This window comes from Streptomyces sp. NPDC086549 (assembly GCF_044746205.1).
Taxonomy (GTDB): Bacteria; Actinomycetota; Actinomycetes; order Streptomycetales; family Streptomycetaceae; genus Streptomyces.
In genome coordinates this window covers 193,039-213,479 of record NZ_JBIVBS010000017.1, presented here as the reverse complement: position 1 = coordinate 213,479, position 20,441 = coordinate 193,039, and the positions used below count along the sequence as shown (strand labels likewise).

The window sequence follows — 20,441 nt, the reverse complement described above, 5'->3', positions numbered from 1 at the left end:
CCGGACAACGAGGCCCACATCCTCGTCCACGACGCCCACACGGCATCCCCCACCACCGCCTTCGCCCTCTCCCGCCTCGCCGACCCCGACACCCTCCGGCACACGCCGATCGGGGTCTTCCGGTCGGTGGAGCGGCCGGTCTACGACACCCAGATGGCCGACCAACTGGACGCGGCGGTCGAGCAGAACGGCAAGGGGGACCTGGCGGCGCTGCTGGCCGGCGGGGACACCTGGACGGTCGTCGGCTGAGACCGCCGACGTCCAGACCGCCGACGTCCGGCATCCGTCCGTTCACGAGGCCCGGGACTGGAGTTCCCGGGCCTCGTCGTATGCCTTGCGGGCCTTCTCCACGTCGTCCATCCGCTCGTGGGTCCACAGCGCCAGCGCCCGCACCTGTTCCGCCGCCTCGCGGCCCAGGTCGGTGAGGGAGTAGTCGACGCGGGGCGGGATGACCGGCTTGGCGTCACGATGGACGAGGCCGTCGCGTTCCAGGGTCTGGAGGGTCTGGGTGAGCATCTTCTCGCTGACCCGGCCGATCGCCCGGCGCAGTTCGCTGAACCGGTACGGCCGGTCGAGGAGCTCGATCAGGATCAGAACGCCCCAGCGACTGGTGACGTGTTCGAGGACGAGGCGGTAGGGGCACATCGCCTCGCCGATCTCGTACTTGGACTGCTTGGACTGCTTGGACTGCTCCTCGACACTTACTCCCATCCCAGTACCTTACTTCAAAGTGGGTACTTTCGAAGAGTTAGTGCACCTCCTAGGGTTAGTGACAGACGCACCCCACAAGGAGATCCCAGATCATGAGCATCGTCGTCACCGGAGCCACCGGACACCTCGGCCGCCACGTCGTGGAGCAGTTGCTGGAGAAGGTCCCGGCCGAGCAGATCACCGCCGTCGTACGCGATGAGGCCAAGGCCGCCGACTTCGCCGCCCGCGGCGTGAAGATCGCCGTCGCGAACTACAACCAGCCCGAGACCTTCGACGGGCTGTTCGCGGCCGGCGACAAGGTGCTGCTGATCTCCGGCAACGAGTTCGACAAGGGCCGTGTCCAGCAGCACAAGGTCGTCATCGACGCCGCCAAGGCGGCCGGCGCGGCGCTGCTCGCGTACACCAGCGCTCCCGGCAGCCTGACGGCCGCGCTCGCCGACGACCACCGCGCCACCGAGGAGGTCCTGCTCGCCTCCGGCCTGCCCTACGCGCTGCTGCGCAACGGCTGGTACCACGAGAACTACACCGAGAACCTCGCCCCGGTGCTGGAGCACAGCGCCGTCGTCACGTCCGCCGGTGACGGCCGCGTCTCCTCCGCCTCGCGTGCCGACTACGCGGCCGCCGCCGTCGCCGTGCTCACCGGCGAGGGCCACGAGAACAAGGCGTACGAGCTGGGCGGCGACGTGGCGTGGGGCTTCGCCGAGTACGCGGCCGAGCTGAGCAAGCAGACGGGCAAGGAGATCGCCTACAACTCCGTCCCCGGCGAGGTCCTCCAGGGCATCCTCACCGGTGCCGGGCTGCCGGAGCCGTTCGCCGTGATCCTGGTCGGCGTGGACGCGTCCATCACGAAGGGCGAGCTGGTCGTCTCCACCGGCGACCTGTCCCGACTGATCGGCCGCCCGACCACCCCGCTCGCCGAGGCCGTCACCGCCGCACTCAAGGGCTGAACGCTCTCGCCGGCTCCCTGAGCGCACTCCACCCCCGTCTGTCATGACCGTATAGCGATACGGGCATGACAGACGGGGGTGCTCGGCGCTACCTTCGTCCAGGCGGGCAGGACCGAGGAATGAGCAGGAGGGGCCCATGGCCGACGTGTCGAAGAGTGAGCGGCGGACAGGTCTGCTGAACGGCTTCGCGGCCTACGGGATGTGGGGGCTCGTACCGCTCTTCTGGCCCCTGCTGAAGCCCGCGGGCTCGGTGGAGATCCTCGCTCACCGGATGGTGTGGTCCCTCGCCTTCGTGGCCGTCGCGCTCGTCGTCGTACGGCGCTGGGCCTGGGCCGGAGAGCTGCTGCGGCAGCCGCGCCGACTGGCCCTCGTCACGTTCGCGGCCGCCGTGATCACGGTCAACTGGGGCGTCTACATCTGGGCCGTGAACGCCGGGCACGTCGTGGAGACCTCGCTCGGGTACTTCATCAACCCGCTGGTCACCATCGCCATGGGCGTGCTGATCCTGAAGGAGCGGCTGCGGCCCGTGCAGTGGGCGGCGGTGGGGATCGGGTTCGCCGCCGTACTGGTCCTGACCATCGGGTACGGGCAGCCTCCGTGGATCTCCCTCTGTCTCGCCTTCTCCTTCGCCACCTACGGGCTGGTGAAGAAGAAGGTCAACCTCGGCGGCATCGAGTCACTGGCCGCCGAGACCGCGATCCAGTTCCTGCCCGCACTCGGCTATCTGCTGTGGCTCACCGCGCACGGCGACTCCACGTTCACCACCGGCGGCACCGGGCACGCGGCCCTGCTCGCCTCGACGGGGATCGTCACCGCCGTCCCGCTCGTCTGCTTCGGCGCGGCCGCGATACGCGTCCCGCTGTCCACGCTCGGACTGCTCCAGTACCTGGCCCCCGTCTTCCAGTTCCTGCTCGGCATCCTCTACTTCCACGAGGCCATGCCGGCCGAGCGCTGGGCCGGCTTCGGGCTGGTCTGGCTGGCCCTGTCGATGCTCACCTGGGACGCACTGCGCACCGCCCGCCGCACCTCGCGCGCCCTCACCGAACTCCGTGGCAGCCAGATCCCCGCTTCCCGTGAGGAGAACGCCCGCGTCGGCTATAAGTGAGCGGCATGACACCGACGCCGGACGCCACGCCCGCCCCGCTGCACTGGAAGCTCGTCATCGATGCCGCCGACCCGCACGCGCAGGCCGACTTCTGGGCCGCCGCGCTGCACTACGAGGTCGAGGACAACAGTGCGCTCGTCGAGCGGCTGCTGGAGCTCGGCGCGCTCCCGGGTGCCGCGACCGTCGAGTTCCACGGCCGCCCCGCCTTCCGGGACCTGATCGCCGTACGGCACCCGGATGACCCGTACGACAAGGAGCGCGGCACCGGGCTGGGGCGGCGGCTGCTGTTCCAGCGCGTGCCGGAGGCCAAGACCGTCAAGAACCGGCTCCATCTCGACCTGCACCCGGGTGAGGGCAGGCGGGCGGACGAGGTCGAGCGGCTGGAGAGGCTGGGGGCACGCGTGCTGCGGGAGGTGCGGGAGCCCTCCGGGGAGTGGGTGGTGATGGCGGACCCGGAGGGCAACGAGTTCTGCGTCGCCTAGGAGTTTCGCCTGGGAGTTTCGCCTAGGAGTTACGGGGGTTCGCGGCCCTGCGGGCGCGTTCCGTCAGGCGGCCCATGCGGTTGTGCGCGGACCGGAGCTGCTCCATGTCGTCGGCAGCCGGCCCCTCCTCGGTGGTGAGCTCCGTCCACAGCGCGATCAGCTCGCGGCCCAGGCTCAGACCCTGCTCGGGGTCGCGGACGGCGCGCCAGGCCGCGGCCGCGCTCTGCACGTTGCCGTACGCCCCCTCCGCGTCCCGGGCGTGGCGGCGCAGCCGGGCGAGGTCGATCGAGAGCCGGAACGAGCGGAGCGGGTCGCCGGCCAGGTAGGCGATGTAGGCGGTCAGTTCACGCAGGTGGAGCACCTCGGGATGGTCCGGGCCCAGCAGGGCCGAGGCCTCCGCGACCGTGCGCTGCGCCAGTGCGGCCGCCGCCTCGATCCGGCCCTCCTTGACGGCCTCGTTGATCCGCGTCATCGGCTCGGTGAGGAGCGCGGCGCCCTCCTCGGTGGTGGTCACCGGCCCGTCACCGAGCACCTCTTCGGCCACGGCGTCGAAACCCCGGGCGGGGGTGGGCTTGGGGTCGGGGTCGGGGCCGGGTTCGGTGACGTACTCGGGGGCGGGCTGCCGGACGGCCGGGGATTCGACGACCGCCTTCGGTTCGGCGCCCGGCTCGGGTACGGCGATCGACTCGGGTACGGCGACAGGCTCCGGTACGGCAACCGGCTCCGGTACGGCAACCGGCTCCGGTAGGGCGACCGGTCCCGGCTCGGTGCTCATGACGGGCGGCGGCCCGAACACCCCGGTGGGCATCTGGACTGTCCCGGGTGCCACGGGCTCTCCGGGCGCCACGGGCTCCCCGGCCGCCGCCTCCGGCACGGCCCGCAACGGAAACGTCGGAACGGCGTCCCGCACCGGCTCACCGGCCGGCCGCAGCAGGTGGGTGGGCTTCTCCAGAGCCACCCGCTCGGCCGGCGGAGCCATCCGCAACGGCTCCCCCGCGAAACGGCTGGAACCGTCCGCCTCGACGTGGAGCGGGACGACGTAACCGATGCGGGCGTCGTGGACCGAGGCGAGTATGGGGCGGCCGGCCGCGAGGACGAGGCGGTGGAGGTGGTTCAGGACGGCGTGCTGGATCTCCTCGCCGGGTCCTGCCACGACCGGTACGCCGGCGACCGACGCGCCGCCCGTGCCCGAAACGCGGACGTCCACCGGTTCCGCCGGGAAGGCGGCCCGCTGCTGTTCCCGCTTCTTCTCGCGGCTGAGTCGAGACATCGGTCCCCTCACTCCCCCGGCGTCACGATCCGGTCGTACACGTGCGTACTGTCGAGTGTCTCCTCTCGCTACGGTTCCCACGTCACCGCGATGTCACAGACTCGCACCAGGCACTGAAACGCCGACAGAACGGGAGCAGCGCGGAAATGCAGCCAGGCGGGCAGCAGGGGCCGGAGATCTGGATCCGTGGGCCGGTCACCGAACCGGAACAGGAGCGGCATCCGGAGCCGGACGGGATGTGGGGGACGACCGCTCACGGGCCCTTTCCCACCCGGCACTTCTCCTGGGTCGGCGTGCACGGCGGGGCGGGCACCAGCACGCTCGCGGCCGTGTACGGCGGCCGGGACTGCGGGCGCGAGTGGCCGGAGCCCGATGCCCCGCCGTCGGTGCTGCTCGTGGCACGGACCCACGCGACCGGGCTGGACCGTGCCACGCACGCCGTCGAGATGTTCCGGCGGGGCGCCGCACCGGCCGGTCTCGACCTGGACGCCGTGGTACTCGTCGCGGACGCGCCGGGGCGGCTGCCGCGCCGGCTGGACCGGCAGGTCAAGGTGATCGAGTCGGTCATCGACGTGTACCGGGTGCCCTGGGTGGAGGACTGGCGCCTGGGCGATCTGAGCGGCGGGGCGCCGCGGGGGACCGATGCGCTGGTGCGGTTGACCGGGGCAGCGGGCGCCGGGCGGTAGTCGTGCCGGAGTTCCCCTTCAGAAACTGCTTGCGTGTGCATATGATGCACGTGCTTGCATTGGCCGTACGCCGATCATCCTGGGGGAAACCATGACCCGCCGCTTCCTCTTCGTGCTGGGCAGCGCCCGCGCCGACGGGAACTCCGAACTGCTGGCCCGCAAGGCCGCCGAGCAACTGCCCGCCGACGTGGAGCAGCAGTGGATCAGTCTCGCCGAGCACCCGCTGCCCGACTTCGTGGACCGGCGGCACGACAGCGACCACGTGCGGCCCCCCGCCGACAGCACCACCGGCCTGCTCCTGGACGCCACGCTCGCGGCCACGGACATCGTGATCGTCTCGCCGCTGTACTGGTACTCGGTGTCCGCCCACACCAAGCGCTACCTGGACTACTGGTCCGGCTGGCTGCGCACCCCCGGCCTCGACTTCAAGGCGACCCTGGCCGGGCGCACGCTCTGGGGCGTCACCGCGCTCGCGCACAAGGAGCCGGAGGTGGCCGATCCGCTGGTCGGCCTGCTCAACAACTCGGCCGCGTACCTGCGGATGCGTTTCGGCGGGGTGCTGCTGGGCAACGGCAGCGCGCCCGGGAACGTACTGCGGGACGCGGAGGCGCTGGCGCGTGCGAAGACGTTCTTCGCGCGGGAGGCGCCGCTCGCGCGGTTCCCCTACGAGACGGCAGCCGCTTGAAACCCGTGCGGTGCCGGTCGCGCTACACGCTGATGTCCTTCGTGGTGAACCGCGCCCAGGCCGCCGAGCCGAACACGGCCGCGTAGAGGGCCTGCAGGCCGAGGTTCTTGACCAGGTCGTCCCAGTAGACGGGGTCGCGCATCAGGTCGGCGAAGGACAGCCAGTAGTGGGAGAAGAAGTACGGCTGGAGCGCGTGCAGCTGGGGTATCTGGTCGAGGATCTGGACGGTGATCAGCAGGCCCACCGTGGTCGCCATCGCCGCGATCCCGCTGTTGGTCAGGGTCGAGATGAAGAGGCCGAGTGCCGCGATCCCGGTCAGTGACGCGGCGACGACCAGGGCGATCAGCAGGGCCCGGCCCAGGCCCTCGCCAAAGCCGATCCGGGTGCCGGAGATGGTCGTCAGGTCGCCGAGCGGGAACAGCAGCGCGCCGACGGCCAGCGCGGAGACCGCGACCACGAGGGTGGCCAGCAGGCAGAAGGCCATCGTCGTCGCGTACTTGGTGAGCAGGAGGCGGGTACGGCCGGCGGGGGCGACCAGGAGATAGCGAAGGGTCCCCGCGTTGGCCTCGCCCGCGATCGCGTCGCCCGCGACGACGCCGATCGCCATCGGCAGGAAGAACGGGAGTGTCGCCGCCAGTGCGGTGAAGACGAGGAACAGGCCGTTGTTGGTGATCTGCGCGATGAAGGCGGGCCCTGCTCCGCCGCCGCGGCCGGCCTGACCATCGCCCCGCGTCTCGATCTTCACCGCGACACCGACCAGGATCGGCACTCCCGCCAGCACGCCCAGCAGCGCGAGCGTGCGCCAGCGCCGGAAGGTGGTGAGCAGTTCGCTGCGGAGGAGACCGAAGGTCCACAGCGGATTCGGGGCGCGTACGACCCCTGCCTCGGCCTGCGACAGCCCGCGTTCAGACTGCGACAGCCCGAGTTCAGCCTGCGACATCGAAGCCCTCTCCGGTCAGTGCCACGAATGCGTCCTCCAGCGAGGCCCGTTCCACCGCGAAGCCCCGGACGCGCACCCCGGCCGTCACCAACGCGGCGTTCAGATCGGCGAGTTCACCCTGCGGGGGCTCCGAGGTCACCCGGTCCTCGGCGACGACGACGTCCCCGACGCCCTGCTCCTTCAGTATCCGGGCCGCGTCCGCGGTGTCCGGCGTGGTCACGACCAGCCGGCCGCGCGCTCCCGCCGCCAGGTCGGCCACCGCGCCCTGGGTGACGAGCCGTCCCTGCGCCATCACCGCCGCGTGGGTGCACACCTGCTCGATCTCGTCGAGGAGGTGGGAGGAGAGGAAGACGGTGGTGCCGTCGGAGGCCAGCTCCCGTACCAGGGACCGGATTTCGCGCATGCCCTGCGGGTCGAGCCCGTTGGTCGGCTCGTCGAGGACGAGCAGTCGGCGCGGCTGGAGCAGCGCGGCCGCGAGCCCCAGGCGCTGCTTCATGCCCAGGGAGTACGCCTTCGCCTTCTTGCCCGCGGCGGCCGTCAGGCCCACCCGGTCCAAGGCGGTCGCGACGCGGGTGCGCCGGGTGCGCGGGTCGGCGGTCGGGTCGGCGGCGTCGTACCGCAGGAGGTTGTCCCGGCCGGAGAGGAAGCCGTACAGGGCGGGCCCCTCGATGAGCGCGCCGACATGCGGCAGCACGGCGCGGGAGGACCGGGGCATGGGGCGCCCCAGCACCCGCGCCGTGCCGGAGGTGGGCTCGATGAGCCCCATCAGCATGCGGATGGTGGTGGTCTTGCCGGAGCCGTTCGGACCGAGGAAACCGAAGACGCTGCCCGCCGGGACGGTCAGGTCGAGACCGTCCACGGCGAGCTGTCCGCCGCGGTAGCGCTTGGTGAGGCCGCGGGTGTCGATGACGCTCGGCGCGTCCCGCCCCTCGTCCTCCGCCCCCGTGTCCTGCTCCGTGGCGGACGGTTCGTCCATCGGCTCCCTCGATCCGTCGTGCCCGCAGGGTACTTACTTCGCCGCGTTCGCCGCCTTGACCAGGGCGTCCTTGGTCACGGCACCGGCGTACACCTTGCCGTCGTCCGTGATCAGGGCGTTGACCAGGCGGGTGGAGAAGACCATGCCCTTGCCGAACTTGCCGGTCACCCGGTCGCCGAGCGAGCCGAGGAAGCCGCCCAGGTCGCCGCCGGCGGAGCCGGACGGCACGCCGCCCTTGCTGCCGGTGTCGAAGGTGGCGATGGTGTTCCAGCCCTTGCCGAGGACGGTGAAGCCGTCACCGCCCTCGAAGCCCTTGGCGAAGTCGTCCCCCCCGAGGCCCTTGGCGAAGTCGCCGCCGGGCTTGAGGGAGTCCTTGCCGGGCTTGAGGGAGTCCTTGCCGGGAGCCTTCTGCGCCTGGTCGTCCTCCTCGGTGACCTTCGCGCCCTTGGGCGGGGTGAAGGCGAAGGTCGAGGCGGCCGGCTTGGCGAAGCTGACCTGGGTGAAGCCCGCGTCGATCACGGCCGCGCCGCCGCTCGACGGCGTGAGGGTGAACTTCAGCGGCATCCCGGTCTTGGCGTCCACGGCGATACTGATCGCGCCGACCGTGCTGCCGGACTGCTTGGGCTTGATGAGCAGCTTGTAGGCGTCCCGCCCCGCGACGTGGACGGTGCCGTCGACGGTCACGGACGTGGTGTCGTCTACGGACTTCAGGGCCTCGTCGGCGAAGTCCTTCGGGGTGGCGGGCAGTTCCTCCTTGTGACCCTTCCGGTCCTTGCCGCCCTTGCCGTCCTGGTCCGAGGTGCCGTGGTACACCTCGTTGGACTTGCTGTCGTAGCCCCACACGTCCTTGCCGTCGTGGATGAGGCTGTACTCGGCCGCGCTCTCGATCAGCGAGAGCTTCTGCCGGTCCGGGCCGTCCGCGGCGACGCGCAGGGTGTGCGTGCCGGTGAGGAGTTCGGTCAGCTTGGCGGACGGGTCGGCCGACGATCCGTCACCCGACCGGGTGGCGCCGGAGAGCAGGCTGTTCTCCAGGCCGCCGAGGTCGGGCAGGCCCAGGTCCGTGCTGAACTTCACCGTGCCGGACAGCTGCTGTACGTCCGACTTGGCGATCTTCTCTATGAGCTGCTGCGCGGTGATCTTCGGCAGGTCGGGGTCTCCGGAGTCGGCGAGTGCCGGGACCAGCCCGATGGTCGCCGCCGCCACCCCCACCACCGCGACCGGGACTACGTACCTGGCGGCCTTGCGCCGCCCTGTCGGCAGGTCGTCGACCTCCGCGGCGCCCGTGTTGTCGCCGGATTCGTACGGTGCCATGTGTGCCTTACCTCCGTCGTCGGCGGCGGCTGTCCTCGCACTCTGTCCCACCCTGAGCCGCCATTCTCACCCGAATCGGTGAGGAGTGGTGATGTCCGTGGTTTCCAGTTGACCAAATCGGCCGTGCGGAAGCGTCAGCCCCCGGACTCAACTCCGTGTACGCCTGGGGTATGACACACGGAGACGGCGCCTCCCCCGACCCGTAGGGGTCGGTTGTCCGGGAGGCGCCGCCGTGGCTCAGTGCTGCTGAACGAAGACGTAGTCCGCCTGGTAGGGCACGCCGACGATCGTGCCCGGTGTGCAGGAGCCGGTCGGGGCGACTCCGCCGACGGTGTTCAGCCGCAGGATCTCGCCGGTGCCGGCGAGCAGGCCGCGGTGCTTGCCGGACTGGGTGGCCTTCAGGTCCAGCTCGGGGATGTTGCCGTCGCCGTTGGGCGTCTTTGCGATCAGCGCACCCGTGACGGCGCTTCCGTCCGGGGCGACCCACTGCGGGGTGCCGGAGTTGGGCTTCACGAAGGAGTGCCGGATGCCGCCGCCCAGCAGGGCGCTGACGTCGCGCTGCCCGAAGGCGTACCCGCCCCCGTCCACCGCCTTGCACTCGTAGATCTGCCTGCCCTTGACGACGGAGGCCTGGAAGTTGCCGAGCGCGTGCCGGAAGTCGACGGCGGTGGTGACCTTGTGGAGCTGCCCGCGGACGGCTCCGCCCGGGAACTCGGCGGTGTGGAGGTTGGCGTAGAAGGAGCCGGGGTCGGTGGTGAGCTGCTTGAGCAGGGCGGGGTCGTTCACCTTGACGGACCCGGTGACCGAGTGCCGCCCCTTGCGCGCCCCCTCCAGCACCTTGCCGAAGTCGATCTTGACGCCGCCGTTGGTGCCCTTGGCGCCCTGGTGGATGTGCAGGTTGGTCGGCTTGCCGGTACCGCGCCAGGTCACGGCGACGGACACCTTGTCCCCCTTGACCTTGATGAACTCCAGCGCCGCGCCGTCCTTGTCCCCCACGGCGGGGCCGCCCGCCACGGGCACCTCGTTGGCCCCGCGCAGACTGGCGACGAGGACGGTCCCGCCCTGGTCTCCGTGACGCGCGGCGGCGGAGGCCGGGATCACCGCGGCGGCGACCCCGCCGGCGGCGGCCACCGCGACAGCGGCGGTGACGAGGCTCTTGCGGCGCGCGAAGAACGTTCCGTTCATACCCATGATTCTTTTTACTCCCCGTACGTCCGCCGACGCCCCCTGCGTCGGCTTCTGGCAATGGGTACGGAAGGGATCTTAGATTAGACTCAGTCCAGAAATGAGACGTGCGTCACGCCGTCGGCCGGGAACCGACCGGCCCAACGGCCAGGCAACGCTCGATCCGGCGCACGGACACCACCCGGTCCGGCGCACGGGCACCACCCGGCCTTCCGCTCGGGAACTACCCGGGCCTTCGCACGGGCACCACCCGGCCTTCCGCTCGGGCACCACACGGCCCTCGCCCGGGAACTACCCGGCCCGGTGCACCACCGCGTCGCACAGCTCGACCAGCGCGGCCTTCGAGTCGCACTCCGGCAGCGGGGCCAGTGCCGCCCGCGCGTCCTCCGCGTAGCGCACGGTGTCGCGCCGGGCCTGCTCCAGCGCCGGATGCGCCCGCAGGCCGGCCAGCGCCTCGGCGTGGCGGGCGTCGTCGGTCAGGTCGGAGTCGAGGAGCTCGCAGAGCGCGATGTCCTCGGCCAGCCCCAGCCGCGCCGCCCGCTCCCGCAGCCGCAGCACCGGAAGCGTCGGGATGCCCTCCCGCAGATCGGTGCCCGGCGTCTTCCCGGACTCGTGCGAGTCGGACGCGATGTCGAGCACGTCGTCCGCCAGCTGGAAGGCGACGCCGAGCCGTTCGCCGTACTGGGTCAGCACGTCGACGACCGTCTCGTCGGCCCCCGACATCATCGCCCCGAACCGGCACGACACGGCCACCAGCGACCCCGTCTTGCCGCCCAGCACGTCCAGGTAGTGCTCGACCGGATCCCGGCCGTCCGACGGCCCCGCCGTCTCCAGGATCTGTCCGGTGACCAGCCGCTCGAACGCGAGGGCCTGGACCCGCACCGCCTCGGGGCCGAGGTCGGCGAGGATCTGCGAGGCGCGGGCGAACAGGAAGTCACCCGTGAGGACGGCGACCGAGTTGCCCCAACGGGTGTTCGCGCTGTCCACCCCGCGGCGTACCGCCGCCTCGTCCATCACGTCGTCGTGGTACAGCGTCGCGAGGTGCGTCAGCTCGACGACCACGGCCGAGGGCACGACACCCGGCGCGTACGGGTCACCGAACTGCGCCGCGAGCATCACGAGCAGCGGCCGGAACCGCTTCCCGCCCGCCCTCACGAGGTGCTGCGCGGCCTCCGTGATGAACGGGACCTCGCTCTTGGTGGCTTCGAGCAAGCCTTCCTCGACAGCGGCCATTCCGGCCTGGACATCGGCTTCCAGAGCCTGGTCCCGCACGCTCAGCCCGAACGGCCCGACGACGGTCACGTGGGGTCTCCTGTCTGCTGGTGTCTGCTGGCGATTACACGGTTTGTCGATAGGTCGCTGCCATCACTCAAGTCAGCGTATCCGGTCAGGTTTCGATCACCGATAGCGCCCACGGTTACAGCCCAGGCGGTATCGGATCACGACCGGTATGTTCATGATCAGGAGATATGGTTCGATATTTATAGATTCACCACGATGTGACACTTTTCGTTCCTATATACCCGGTCTCCATGTACCCGGTGCCCACACCTGATCCACGTACCCGATCCATCGGACACGGTCCTCCGTCTGGCCGAACGAGGGCCGCCCCGACCACGGCCCACCACCCGATCCGGCGGTCGACCTCCCGGAACCGACCGGATCCGCCGTGACCTGCATGTCCGTTTCGCCGCGATTGTTATTCCGTGAGTTGGGTCACGTGGCCCCGATGGCGCACCGCACCCCCGACACCCGTTCCACCCTTTGCCCGTAAGTCAGTTGAGGCTTGGCACCCGCAAAGGATCAAGTACCTCATACGTATCAGACCAAGGTCAAATGGTGCGTTCTGTGAATCAGGTACTTGTTCCCGACATGTGCTCTCGCATAGCTTCCGAGCCTGTCAGGCGGACGCCTAATCCTGCCGCCGCCCGACGTAACCCATCGACGAACTCATTCGCGTAGGCAGGAGCGGGGGAACCAGGTAAGTCGCCGGGCCGGACGACACACGTCGCACGGAACGGCTAGGGGTGAAGTCGTGCCGCCTCACGGAGGCACGGCCGGGCACCTCCCCGCCCGAACCCGACAGCTCACCTCGCAGGCGACGGAGAGGAACTTCGCCATGCCTGCTGCCGCTCAGCACATCAGCACCCGCACGTCCCGCCTCATCCGCAAGCTCGCCTTCGCCGGCACCGGTGTCACGGTGCTCGCCGTCCCGCTGGTCTGCGCGACCACCGCCTCGGCCGCCCCGACGGCCACCACGGCCACCACGCCCGCCACGACCTTGGCCGGGTACCCGAACAACCTCGACGGCTGGATCCGCGAGTCCCTCGCGATCATGGCGGAGAAGCACATTCCGGGCACCTACAACGGCATCTACCGCAACATCATGCGTGAGTCCTCGGGCAACCCGCGGGCCATCAACCTGTGGGACTCCAACGCGGTCAAGGGCATCCCGTCCAAGGGCCTGCTCCAGGTCATCGACCCGACGTTCAACGCGTACCACGTGGCCGGAACGTCCTTCGACATCTACGACCCGGTCGCGAACATCACGGCCGCGTGCAACTACGCGGCCGCGCGGTACGGCTCCATGGACAACGTCAACAGCGCCTACTGACAGGCCCTGACTGACGCGGGTCAGGCGAAGAGTCTCTCGAGGACGACGGCGATGCCGTCGTCCTCGTTCGACAAGGTGACCTCGTCGGCGACCGCCCTCAGTTCGGGGTGGGCGTTGGCCATCGCCACTCCGTGGGCGGCCCACCGGAACATCGGGATGTCGTTGGGCATGTCCCCGAAGGCGAGGGCCTGTTCACGGCTCAGACCGAGGTGTTCGGCGGCCAGCGCCAGGCCCGTGGCCTTGGTGATGCCGCACGGCTGGAGCTCGACGGTCCCTGGCCCCGACATGGTGACCGTCGCCAGCGAACCCACGACTCCGCGCGCCGCGTCCGCCAACTCGTCGTCGGACAAGGACTGATGGCGGAGCAGGACCTTGCTGATGGGTTCGCACCAGAGGTCGTCGCGCCGCCGGACCCGTACGGCGGGCAGGGTCGGATGGGGCATCAGGTACCCGGGCTCGATGAGCGTGAGCCCATCCACTCCGTCCTGGTCGACGGCCGCGAACACCTGTCCCACCTCGGCCTCGATCTTGCCGAGCGCGGTCTCGGCGAGCTCCCGGTCCAAAGTGACCGACCACAGCAGACGGTCCGCGCCGGCGTCGTACAACTGCGCGCCCTGCCCGCACACCGCGAGCCCCTTGCCGCCGAGGTCCTCCAGCAGCGGCCGCACTCTCGGCGCCGGGCGCCCCGTCACCACGAGGTGCTGCGCGCCGGCCTCCACCGCCCGCGCGAGCGCCGCGCGGGACCGGTCGGAGAGGGTGTCGTCACCGCGCAGCAGCGTCCCGTCCAGGTCGGTGGCGATGAGTGTATAAGCGGGGGGAGCGGCCATGATCAGAGAATACGGACACCACGCCGCTCCGACTCACCCCCGTCCGGCCGCCTCACTCAGCCCCAAGTGGTGCCCGCGGGCTCCTTCCCTCCCCGTCTTCCCTCCCCATCGTGGTCTTCGCCATGATCAAGCCCCGCGGCTGTCGACAACGCTCGTGATCAATACACCCAGGGCCTGGGCCGGCGGCCCGGACGGATGTCAGCCGTGTGCCGCCACCAGGTGCTTCGCCAGCCGCGGGGAGGCGAACTCCGTGCCGCAGACGAAGCGCATCACCGGGCCGTAGGACGCGGCGGCCGGGAGGCCGGTGAAGTAGAGGCCGGGGACCGAGGAGACGTAGCCGGCGCCGAGCTTCGCGGCGCCGCGGCTCACCGTGAGCTGGGTGCGCAGTCCGTGGCCCAGGAAATCCATGGCCGCGATGTTCACGCGGTAGCCGGTGGCCGCGATGATGTGGTCGGCGGAGAGCCGGGTGGTACCGCCCGCGTGGGTGCGGACCGTGAGGACCGGGCTGCCGTCGGAGGCGTCCGCGCCCACCACCGCGCCGACCTCCTCGACCTGCACCTTGCCCTCGAAGCGGTCGCGCAGCCACCAGGCGCCGAGCGGGCCGAGGACCCGGCGTACCAGGTAGTGGCGGACCTGGGCCGGAAGGTAGCGGTAGGGGTGGGGGTAGTAGCTGAGGGCCCACAGGGACCAGGCCCGGCCGAAGGGAGATACCGGGCACAGCTTCGGCTGGTTCCAGGGCGGGGCGCCGAAGGCGACCTTGCCGTGACCGCGCGAGACCACGCGCACCTGTGCGCCCGCCTCCGCCGCCAGTGCCGCCGTCTCCAGCGCCGACTGGCCGGCGCCGATGACGATCAGTTCCTTGCCGGAGAAGCGTGTGAGGTCGTGGTGCTGGGAGCTGTGGGAGACCGGGCCCGTGGGGGTGGGTCCATCCGCCGCCGCCTTGGCGAGCTCCGCCGGGAGGTGGGCCAGGCCCGACAGGCCCGTCGCGACCACGACCGCGCGGGCCGTGAACAGCTCTCCCGAGTCCAGCTTGAGTTCGAACCCGGCGCTCTTGCCGCGGTCGACGGACACCACGCGCACCTGCTCCAGCTCGGGCACGAGCTTCTGCTGGAACCACTCGCCGTAGGCGATGAAGGTCTCGACCGGGATGATGTCCTCGTCGGTCACCAGCCGGCGGATGCCCGCCGCGTCGCAGTAGTCGGCGAGCGTGTGGCCGCGCTGCGGGCAGTCGAGGTTGGAGGCCGCCGGGGTCGACTTGAGGATCATTCCGGCGGGCATGTGGTCGCGCCAGCTCACCATGGGATCGCCGAAGACGCGGACGGGGATGCCGCGCGCCCGAAGGTGTGCGGCGGTGGACAGGCCGAATGGGCCCGCGCCGATGACTGCTACCGGTTGAATCACGAAGTCCCTCCCCAGGACGTCATTTACGTCACTTCGTGGTCCGGCTCGGGCGATCGGACTGACTAACCGCCCGAACTGGTCGTGCTGCCGCGGCGGTTCGTCCGCCACAGCTGATAGAGGTGCTTCGCGCCCGGACGCACGAAGCGGGCGAGCATCGTGAAGAAGGGCAGCGGGTCGTCACCCGCGAGCCAGGCCAGCTCCGTCCCGCTCGCCCGGGCCGGCGCGTGCGGCGTCGTATAGCCGCTGCGGCGGTAGGCGAGGAGAGCGGGGAGGTCGATGTTCTCCACGATGTACCGGTGGCCGGCGCGCTGTTCCCCCTCCGGAACGGTGCGCCCGGTCAGGTCCAGATGCATGGCGCGTACGACGTCCACCCCCGACTCGTTCTCGAAGAGGCGGAACTGGGCGCCCATGCGGGGGTTGAAGTCGAGGAGCTTGTACTGTCCGTCGCGCCGGTCGTAGCGCAGGTCGAGGTCGATGATGCCGCTGAAGCCGATCTGTTTGATGAAACGCGCGGCGAGGTCCGCGAGTTCCGGGTTGTCGACGACGTACGCGTTCGCCGTCATGCCCGCGTGCGGCGGCCACGAGCGCACCTTGACGCCCGTGAACATGGCGAGCGGAGCGGAGTCGGCGTCGAAGCAGGCGTGCACGATCCAGTCCTCGGCCTCCTCCCTCGGCAGGTACTCCTGGAGGATCACACCTGGGCGCTCGCCCCAGTCGCGGGCGAGCGTGAGCAGGCCCTCGGGGGTGGCGATCCTCGTGGTGCCGTTCACGGCCGGCCGTTTGCGCCGTACGAAGGCCTCGCGGTTCTTGGCCACCACCGGGAAACGGGCCTTCTCGGCGAAGTCCACGATCTCGTCGTACGACTGCGGGAAGGCCGCGGACGGGCTGGGGATGCCGTGTTCCAGGCACAGTTCGTGCAGGCCCTGCTTGCTGGCCAGGCGGCGCGGCAGGCCGGGGTCGACAGGCGGGAAGAGGAACCGGCCCTTGAGTGCGTCCTGGTGTTCGGCGATCAGGACGGCGGCCTCTTCGTCGGTGGGGATGAGCACGGTGGGGCGGTCGATGCGGTTGCCGATGCGGAGCAGTCCCTCCACCAGGAACTCCGGATCCTCGGCACCGGTCGTCGGCCAGACGAACGCGCGCGTGAGGTAACGGGAGGATGCCGCGGGCGTGTAACGGTCCTCGGTGATCGCATACATCGGGACACCGAGGCGGCCCAGGCTGCGGATCGCGCCGACGCCGCCGTGGTGCAGCGGGTAGTCGCCGAACTTGACGATCAGGCCCGGCACGTCACGGTCCGCCTCGAAAGGCACGCTGACGGCATTCCTGGCCACGGGTCCCCCCACGCGTCCCCCCTACGGACCGGATCCACCCCGTCCGTGTCCCCAAAGGACGCTAAGCCGGAATTGACCCCTCCGACAAGACCTATTCGGACATTGCGAACTCTTTAGACACTGCCCAAGACGCGCAACTCACCCGTAACGTGTGGCGCGACCACATGGAACGCATAGCCATGCATGGCACGGATGAGAGTGAGGCAGCACCCCATGCCCCCCTTCGACGTCCCCGAGGGCGACCCCTTCGGCCCGCACAACCTTCCGTATGGCGTGTTCTCGCCCCCCGGCAGCCAGGAGCGGACCGTCGGCGTCCGCCTCGGCGACCATGTACTCGACGCGGGCGCGGCGGCGCACGCGCTCGGTTCCCCGTACGCCTCCCTGCTCGCCCGCCCGACCCTCAACCCGCTGCTGTCCGCGGGCCGCACGGCATGGTCGGACGTCCGGCGCGCGCTGACGGCGTGGGTGACGGTGCCCTCGCACCGCGAGACGATCGAACCACTGTTCCACCCCCTGTCGTCGGTGACCCTGCACCTTCCCTTCGAGGTCGCCGACTACGTCGACTTCTACTCCTCCGAGAACCACGCCAGGAACGTCGGGCAGATCTTCCGCCCCGACGCCGAGGACTCTCTGACCCCCAACTGGAAGCACCTGCCGATCGGTTACCACGGGCGTTCCGGCACGGTCGTGGTGTCGGGGACGGACGTCGTACGGCCGTCCGGACAGCGCAAGGGGCCGAACGACCCGGCGCCCGTCTTCGGCCCGTCCGTCCGGCTGGACATCGAGGCCGAGGTCGGCTTCGTGGTGGGCGTGCCGTCGGAGATGGGCGGGCCGGTGGCGCTGGGCGACTTCCGGGAGCACGTCTTCGGGCTGTGCCTGCTGAACGACTGGTCGGCCCGGGACATCCAGGCCTGGGAGTACGTTCCCCTCGGCCCGTTCCTCGGAAAGTCCTTCGCCACCTCGGTGTCGGCGTGGATCACCCCGCTGGAGGCCCTGGAGGGGGCGCGGGTGGCACCGCCCGAGCGGACGCACCCGCTGCTGCCGTATCTGGACGACTCCGGCTCCGGGGACGAGCCGGACGGCTACGACCTGCGGATCTCCGTGGCGATCAACGGTCACGTGGTGTCCGAGCCGCCGTTCTCCACCATGTACTGGACCGCGGCGCAGCAACTGGCGCACATGACGGTGAACGGGGCCTCGCTGCGGACCGGGGACCTGTACGGGTCGGGAACCGTGAGCGGGCCGGCGGAACACGAGCGCGGCTCACTCCTTGAGCTGACCTGGAACGGGCGGGATCCGCTCGAACTGCCGGACGGCAAGCGGACCTTCCTGGAGGACGGGGACGTGGTGACGCTGTCGGCGTGGGCGCCGGGGGCGGCCGGGGTCCGGGTGGGGCTGGGAGAGGTCAGCGGCCGGGTTGTGGCAAGCAGCTGACACAGGTTCCCCGCGGACCGCATCTGGTACTTACCGCTTGATACAAGCGGTAAGTACCAAGCGGACGAGGAGGAGGTTCTGGGCGCTGTCCGAGGGGCGTTGCGCGAGGGGCGTTGCGGGAGTAGGGGCGGACGGACGGGGCCGGGGTGGAGATCCGGGGTGCCGGATAACCGTTGACCCCTGACTCCCGGGGTCCGTCGCCGTCATACTGGCGGGACGCAGCACGACCCGGCGTACGACCGCTGTACGACCGCCGCACGACCGCTTCACGAGCCGCCGCACCACCGACGTACGGCCACCGCCTCCGCCGTACGAGCCGCCGCACCACCCCGGCCACCCGCCACCCGCCCCTGCTTCCGACCAGGAACCGGAGCCCCCGGCATGACCGTCTGCCTGCTCCTGCTGAGTGTCGTCGCCCTGACGGCCGCCGTGCCGGCGCCGCGCGCGCTGACCCGGGCCGCGTGGCCCGAGCGGGAACCCGTGGTCGCGCTGTGGGTGTGGCAGTGCCTGGTCGCCACCGTGCTGCTGTGCTGTCTGGCCGCGCTGGTCCTGGATGCCGCGGCCGTCTTCCACACCGTGCGCGACCGGGTCTTCGCACCGGCACCGCCCGCCGTCACCGCCGCGTACGACCTCTCCGTCGCCCCTGTCTGGGCCGTCGCGCTCACCGCGCTGCTGGCCTGCGGTGCCGCGTGGACCACGGCGATGCTCGCCCGTGAGCTCGCCGAGGCGCGCCGTCGCCGCGGACAGACCCGTGCGCACCTGCGCGAGCGCGCCCCCGACCTGCCCGCCGGGCTGCCGGCCGCGCGCGGACCCATGCTGGTGCTGGAGGACGAGTACCCGGACGCCTGGTGGATGCCGGGCCACCCGCCCCAGCTGGTGGTCACCACCGGCGCCCTGCTTCGCCTGACCGACCATCAGCTGGACGCCGTCCTCACCCACGAGCGCGGTCACGCGCGCGCCCACCACGACTGGCTGCTGCACCTCTCCACGGCGCTGGCCACCGGCTTCCCACGCGTCCCCCTCTTCGCCCACTTCTGCGACCAGACCCACCGCCTGGTCGAACTGGCCGCAGACGACACGGCGTCCCGCCGCTGCGGCCACCTCACGACGGCACTCGCCCTCATCGAGCTGAACCAGCACCGCGGAGTCCTCTCCTGCGCCTCCAGCCGCCGCCTGCTCGGCGAACGCGTCGACCGCCTCCTGGAGCCCCCGCCACGGCTGCTGCGCAGGCAGCGGGCACTCACGACGACGGTGGCCGCGCTGGTCCCGCTCCTGCCGCTGCTGATCACGTTCGCTCCGGGGCTGACGGCACTGTCCTGACCGCCGGGGGCCGGACGGTCCGGGTGGTGCGACCGGTGGCAGATCTTTCACGACCTCGGAAGAAACCCCAGCTCAACGGCCCGACCGGCAGAGCCTCAGGTGGCGCAACAATCCAGCAACACCACTTTTCCTACCGCGTCAGTATGGTTCGAGGCATGCCACCCACCGACCGCATCCGAGACCACGCCGGTCAGGGCGCCGCGACCACCGTCGCCGCCCACCGCGCGCGGCGCCGGCTGCGCGCGGACCAGGCCAGGCAGCTCGCCGATCTCCTCCGGCACCAGATCCTCGCCGACGCCTTCCCTGACGGCACGCTGCCCCACGAGACCACCCTGGCCGACGACTACCGCGCCACCCGCAACACCGTCCGCCAGGCTCTTGACCTGCTCCGTGCCGAGGGACTGGTGGAACGCCTCCCCGGCGTGGGCACAGTGGTCGTCGCCCAGAAGTACCCACACGGACTCGACCGCCTGATGGGCCTCGCGGAAACCCTCCGCGAACACGGCCGCGTCACCAACGAGGTCCGCACGATGGGCCCTGTTCCCGCACCCGCCCCGGTGGCCGAACGCCTCCGCGTGCCGGCCGGCGCCGACGTGCTCTACATCGAACGCCTACGCCGTCTCCATGGACTGCCCCTCTCCCTCGACCTCACCTACATCCCGCTCGACATCGGCACCGCCCTGCTGGGCGCCGACCTGGAGAACACCGACGTCTTCCGCCTCCTGGAAGCCACCACCGGCCGTCGCCTCGGCCACGCCGAGATCACCCTGGAGGCGGTGAACGCTGACGCCCACTCCGCCGCCGTGCTGGAGGCCCCGCGCGGCGCGGCGGTCCTGATGCTGGAACGCCTCACTCACCTCTCCGACGGCCGCCCCGTGGACCTGGAGTTCATCCGCTTCCGCGGCGACCGCATCACCATGAGCGGCCTGCTGCACCGCTCCCTCTGACCCCACCCCCTCAACCGGTTCGACCTTCCTGGAGACAGCCATGCCCTTGGCGCCCCAGCGGGCCGACGTGCCCGTGACCATCGACGAGTCGAAGTGCATCGACGGCTGCACCCTCTGCGTGGACATGTGCCCGCTGGACTCCCTCGCCATCGACGAGAGCAGCGGCAAGGCGTACATGCACGTCGACGAGTGCTGGTACTGCGGCCCGTGCGCGGCCCGCTGCCCCACCGGAGCCGTCACGGTCAACATGCCCTATTTGCTCCGCTGAC

20 protein-coding genes, 1 pseudogene and 1 riboswitch are annotated in these 20,441 nt (G+C 70.7%); of the genes and pseudogenes, 11 read left to right on the top strand and 10 right to left on the bottom strand.

Going from position 1 to position 20,441, the window contains the following annotated elements:
• A pseudogene (locus ACIPSA_RS40160) lies at nucleotides 1-249 on the top strand (2-oxoacid:ferredoxin oxidoreductase subunit beta); the annotation flags it as partial.
• Nucleotides 250-291: 42 nt separating this feature from the next.
• On the opposite strand, the gene ACIPSA_RS40155 reads toward ACIPSA_RS40160, so the two are convergent.
• Nucleotides 292-711, bottom strand: coding sequence for a winged helix-turn-helix transcriptional regulator (locus ACIPSA_RS40155; RefSeq protein ID WP_402644256.1), 420 nt, complete (start codon nucleotides 709-711; stop codon nucleotides 292-294).
• A gap of 92 nt (nucleotides 712-803) precedes the next feature.
• Here ACIPSA_RS40155 and ACIPSA_RS40150 point away from each other — a divergent pair, with 92 nt between their 5' ends.
• The 3 genes from ACIPSA_RS40150 (at nucleotide 804) to ACIPSA_RS40140 (ending at nucleotide 3,245) form a co-directional block, all read left to right on the top strand.
• Nucleotides 804-1,658, top strand: coding sequence for an NAD(P)H-binding protein (locus ACIPSA_RS40150; RefSeq protein ID WP_402644253.1), 855 nt, complete (start codon nucleotides 804-806; stop codon nucleotides 1,656-1,658).
• 136 nt (nucleotides 1,659-1,794) lie between these two features.
• Entirely contained in the window at nucleotides 1,795-2,763 is a 969-nt protein-coding gene (gene rarD / locus ACIPSA_RS40145; RefSeq protein WP_402644251.1) for an EamA family transporter RarD, read from the top strand.
• A gap of 5 nt (nucleotides 2,764-2,768) precedes the next feature.
• Entirely contained in the window at nucleotides 2,769-3,245 is a 477-nt protein-coding gene (locus tag ACIPSA_RS40140; RefSeq protein ID WP_402644248.1) for a VOC family protein, read from the top strand.
• 22 nt (nucleotides 3,246-3,267) lie between these two features.
• On the opposite strand, the gene ACIPSA_RS40135 is transcribed toward ACIPSA_RS40140, so the two are convergent.
• Nucleotides 3,268-4,515: a tetratricopeptide repeat protein gene (locus ACIPSA_RS40135; protein ID WP_402644246.1), complete on the bottom strand. Its 1,248-nt coding sequence runs from the start codon at nucleotides 4,513-4,515 to the stop codon at nucleotides 3,268-3,270.
• Between the two features lie 146 nt (nucleotides 4,516-4,661).
• Here ACIPSA_RS40135 and ACIPSA_RS40130 point away from each other — a divergent pair, with 146 nt between their 5' ends.
• The gene (locus ACIPSA_RS40130; protein WP_402644243.1) at nucleotides 4,662-5,201 is read left to right on the top strand and encodes a DUF6668 family protein; all 540 of its coding nucleotides are present in this window, start codon (nucleotides 4,662-4,664) and stop codon (nucleotides 5,199-5,201) included.
• 91 nt (nucleotides 5,202-5,292) lie between these two features.
• Nucleotides 5,293-5,886 (top strand): flavodoxin family protein, encoded by a 594-nt coding sequence (locus ACIPSA_RS40125; protein WP_402644241.1) that lies wholly within the window; start codon nucleotides 5,293-5,295, stop codon nucleotides 5,884-5,886.
• Nucleotides 5,887-5,908: 22 nt separating this feature from the next.
• Here ACIPSA_RS40125 and ACIPSA_RS40120 read toward each other — a convergent pair whose 3' ends face one another.
• The 5 genes from ACIPSA_RS40120 to ACIPSA_RS40100 form a co-directional block, all read right to left on the bottom strand.
• Nucleotides 5,909-6,826 carry an ABC transporter permease gene (locus ACIPSA_RS40120; protein ID WP_402644238.1) on the bottom strand — a complete coding sequence of 306 codons (918 nt, stop codon included), beginning with the start codon at nucleotides 6,824-6,826 and terminating at the stop codon, nucleotides 5,909-5,911.
• Nucleotides 6,813-7,802 (bottom strand): ABC transporter ATP-binding protein, encoded by a 990-nt coding sequence (locus ACIPSA_RS40115; RefSeq protein WP_402644237.1) that lies wholly within the window; start codon nucleotides 7,800-7,802, stop codon nucleotides 6,813-6,815. Before ACIPSA_RS40115 ends, ACIPSA_RS40120 begins: the two co-directional genes overlap by 14 nt.
• 33 nt (nucleotides 7,803-7,835) lie before the next feature.
• Entirely contained in the window at nucleotides 7,836-9,113 is a 1,278-nt protein-coding gene (locus tag ACIPSA_RS40110; RefSeq protein ID WP_402644235.1) for an outer membrane lipoprotein carrier protein LolA, read from the bottom strand.
• Nucleotides 9,114-9,350: 237 nt separating this feature from the next.
• Nucleotides 9,351-10,304 (bottom strand): CHRD domain-containing protein, encoded by a 954-nt coding sequence (locus tag ACIPSA_RS40105; RefSeq protein ID WP_402644232.1) that lies wholly within the window; start codon nucleotides 10,302-10,304, stop codon nucleotides 9,351-9,353.
• Between the two features lie 285 nt (nucleotides 10,305-10,589).
• On the bottom strand, nucleotides 10,590-11,600 hold the full coding sequence (locus ACIPSA_RS40100) for a polyprenyl synthetase family protein (RefSeq protein WP_402644229.1): 1,011 nt from the start codon (nucleotides 11,598-11,600) through the stop codon (nucleotides 10,590-10,592).
• 630 nt (nucleotides 11,601-12,230) lie between these two features.
• Nucleotides 12,231-12,414, top strand: a riboswitch (cyclic di-AMP (ydaO/yuaA leader).
• Between the two features lie 3 nt (nucleotides 12,415-12,417).
• Between ACIPSA_RS40100 and ACIPSA_RS40095 the strand changes: the two genes are divergently transcribed.
• Nucleotides 12,418-12,912, top strand: a complete 495-nt coding sequence (locus ACIPSA_RS40095) for a transglycosylase SLT domain-containing protein (protein WP_402644226.1) — start codon at nucleotides 12,418-12,420, stop codon at nucleotides 12,910-12,912.
• 20 nt (nucleotides 12,913-12,932) lie between these two features.
• On the opposite strand, the gene ACIPSA_RS40090 is transcribed toward ACIPSA_RS40095, so the two are convergent.
• From ACIPSA_RS40090 to ACIPSA_RS40080, 3 genes are all read right to left on the bottom strand, one after another.
• Entirely contained in the window at nucleotides 12,933-13,739 is an 807-nt protein-coding gene (locus tag ACIPSA_RS40090) for an HAD family hydrolase (protein ID WP_402644224.1), read from the bottom strand.
• 198 nt (nucleotides 13,740-13,937) lie between these two features.
• Nucleotides 13,938-15,140: an FAD-dependent oxidoreductase gene (locus tag ACIPSA_RS40085; RefSeq protein WP_402644222.1), complete on the bottom strand. Its 1,203-nt coding sequence runs from the start codon at nucleotides 15,138-15,140 to the stop codon at nucleotides 13,938-13,940.
• A gap of 62 nt (nucleotides 15,141-15,202) precedes the next feature.
• Entirely contained in the window at nucleotides 15,203-16,450 is a 1,248-nt protein-coding gene (locus ACIPSA_RS40080; RefSeq protein ID WP_402644220.1) for an ATP-grasp domain-containing protein, read from the bottom strand.
• Nucleotides 16,451-16,684: 234 nt separating this feature from the next.
• On the opposite strand from ACIPSA_RS40080, the gene fahA reads away from it, so the two are divergent.
• From fahA to ACIPSA_RS40060, 4 genes are all read left to right on the top strand, one after another.
• Nucleotides 16,685-17,905 (top strand): fumarylacetoacetase, encoded by a 1,221-nt coding sequence (fahA, locus tag ACIPSA_RS40075; RefSeq protein WP_402644219.1) that lies wholly within the window; start codon nucleotides 16,685-16,687, stop codon nucleotides 17,903-17,905.
• Nucleotides 17,906-18,286: 381 nt separating this feature from the next.
• Entirely contained in the window at nucleotides 18,287-19,225 is a 939-nt protein-coding gene (locus ACIPSA_RS40070) for a M56 family metallopeptidase (RefSeq protein ID WP_402644217.1), read from the top strand.
• Between the two features lie 155 nt (nucleotides 19,226-19,380).
• The gene (locus ACIPSA_RS40065; protein ID WP_402644215.1) at nucleotides 19,381-20,172 is read left to right on the top strand and encodes a GntR family transcriptional regulator; all 792 of its coding nucleotides are present in this window, start codon (nucleotides 19,381-19,383) and stop codon (nucleotides 20,170-20,172) included.
• Between the two features lie 40 nt (nucleotides 20,173-20,212).
• Nucleotides 20,213-20,440 (top strand): ferredoxin family protein, encoded by a 228-nt coding sequence (locus ACIPSA_RS40060; protein ID WP_030347217.1) that lies wholly within the window; start codon nucleotides 20,213-20,215, stop codon nucleotides 20,438-20,440.
• Nucleotide 20,441 lies beyond the last annotated feature (1 nt).

What these genes read in the sequence shown, in the direction of transcription:
- ACIPSA_RS40065 (WP_402644215.1), top strand. Translation starts at nt 19,381, where the DNA reads ATGCCACCCACCGACCGCATCCGAGACCACGCCGGTCAGGGCGCCGCG.
- ACIPSA_RS40070 (WP_402644217.1), top strand. Translation starts at nt 18,287, where the DNA reads ATGACCGTCTGCCTGCTCCTGCTGAGTGTCGTCGCCCTGACGGCCGCC.
- ACIPSA_RS40115 (WP_402644237.1), bottom strand. Translation starts at nt 7,802, where the DNA reads ATGGACGAACCGTCCGCCACGGAGCAGGACACGGGGGCGGAGGACGAG.
- ACIPSA_RS40120 (WP_402644238.1), bottom strand. Translation starts at nt 6,826, where the DNA reads ATGTCGCAGGCTGAACTCGGGCTGTCGCAGTCTGAACGCGGGCTGTCG.
- ACIPSA_RS40060 (WP_030347217.1), top strand. Translation starts at nt 20,213, where the DNA reads ATGCCCTTGGCGCCCCAGCGGGCCGACGTGCCCGTGACCATCGACGAG.
- ACIPSA_RS40150 (WP_402644253.1), top strand. Translation starts at nt 804, where the DNA reads ATGAGCATCGTCGTCACCGGAGCCACCGGACACCTCGGCCGCCACGTC.
- ACIPSA_RS40135 (WP_402644246.1), bottom strand. Translation starts at nt 4,515, where the DNA reads ATGTCTCGACTCAGCCGCGAGAAGAAGCGGGAACAGCAGCGGGCCGCC.
- ACIPSA_RS40130 (WP_402644243.1), top strand. Translation starts at nt 4,662, where the DNA reads ATGCAGCCAGGCGGGCAGCAGGGGCCGGAGATCTGGATCCGTGGGCCG.
- ACIPSA_RS40140 (WP_402644248.1), top strand. Translation starts at nt 2,769, where the DNA reads ATGACACCGACGCCGGACGCCACGCCCGCCCCGCTGCACTGGAAGCTC.
- ACIPSA_RS40125 (WP_402644241.1), top strand. Translation starts at nt 5,293, where the DNA reads ATGACCCGCCGCTTCCTCTTCGTGCTGGGCAGCGCCCGCGCCGACGGG.
- fahA (WP_402644219.1), top strand. Translation starts at nt 16,685, where the DNA reads ATGCCCCCCTTCGACGTCCCCGAGGGCGACCCCTTCGGCCCGCACAAC.
- ACIPSA_RS40105 (WP_402644232.1), bottom strand. Translation starts at nt 10,304, where the DNA reads ATGGGTATGAACGGAACGTTCTTCGCGCGCCGCAAGAGCCTCGTCACC.
- ACIPSA_RS40090 (WP_402644224.1), bottom strand. Translation starts at nt 13,739, where the DNA reads ATGGCCGCTCCCCCCGCTTATACACTCATCGCCACCGACCTGGACGGG.
- rarD (WP_402644251.1), top strand. Translation starts at nt 1,795, where the DNA reads ATGGCCGACGTGTCGAAGAGTGAGCGGCGGACAGGTCTGCTGAACGGC.
- ACIPSA_RS40155 (WP_402644256.1), bottom strand. Translation starts at nt 711, where the DNA reads ATGGGAGTAAGTGTCGAGGAGCAGTCCAAGCAGTCCAAGCAGTCCAAG.
- ACIPSA_RS40110 (WP_402644235.1), bottom strand. Translation starts at nt 9,113, where the DNA reads ATGGCACCGTACGAATCCGGCGACAACACGGGCGCCGCGGAGGTCGAC.
- ACIPSA_RS40095 (WP_402644226.1), top strand. Translation starts at nt 12,418, where the DNA reads ATGCCTGCTGCCGCTCAGCACATCAGCACCCGCACGTCCCGCCTCATC.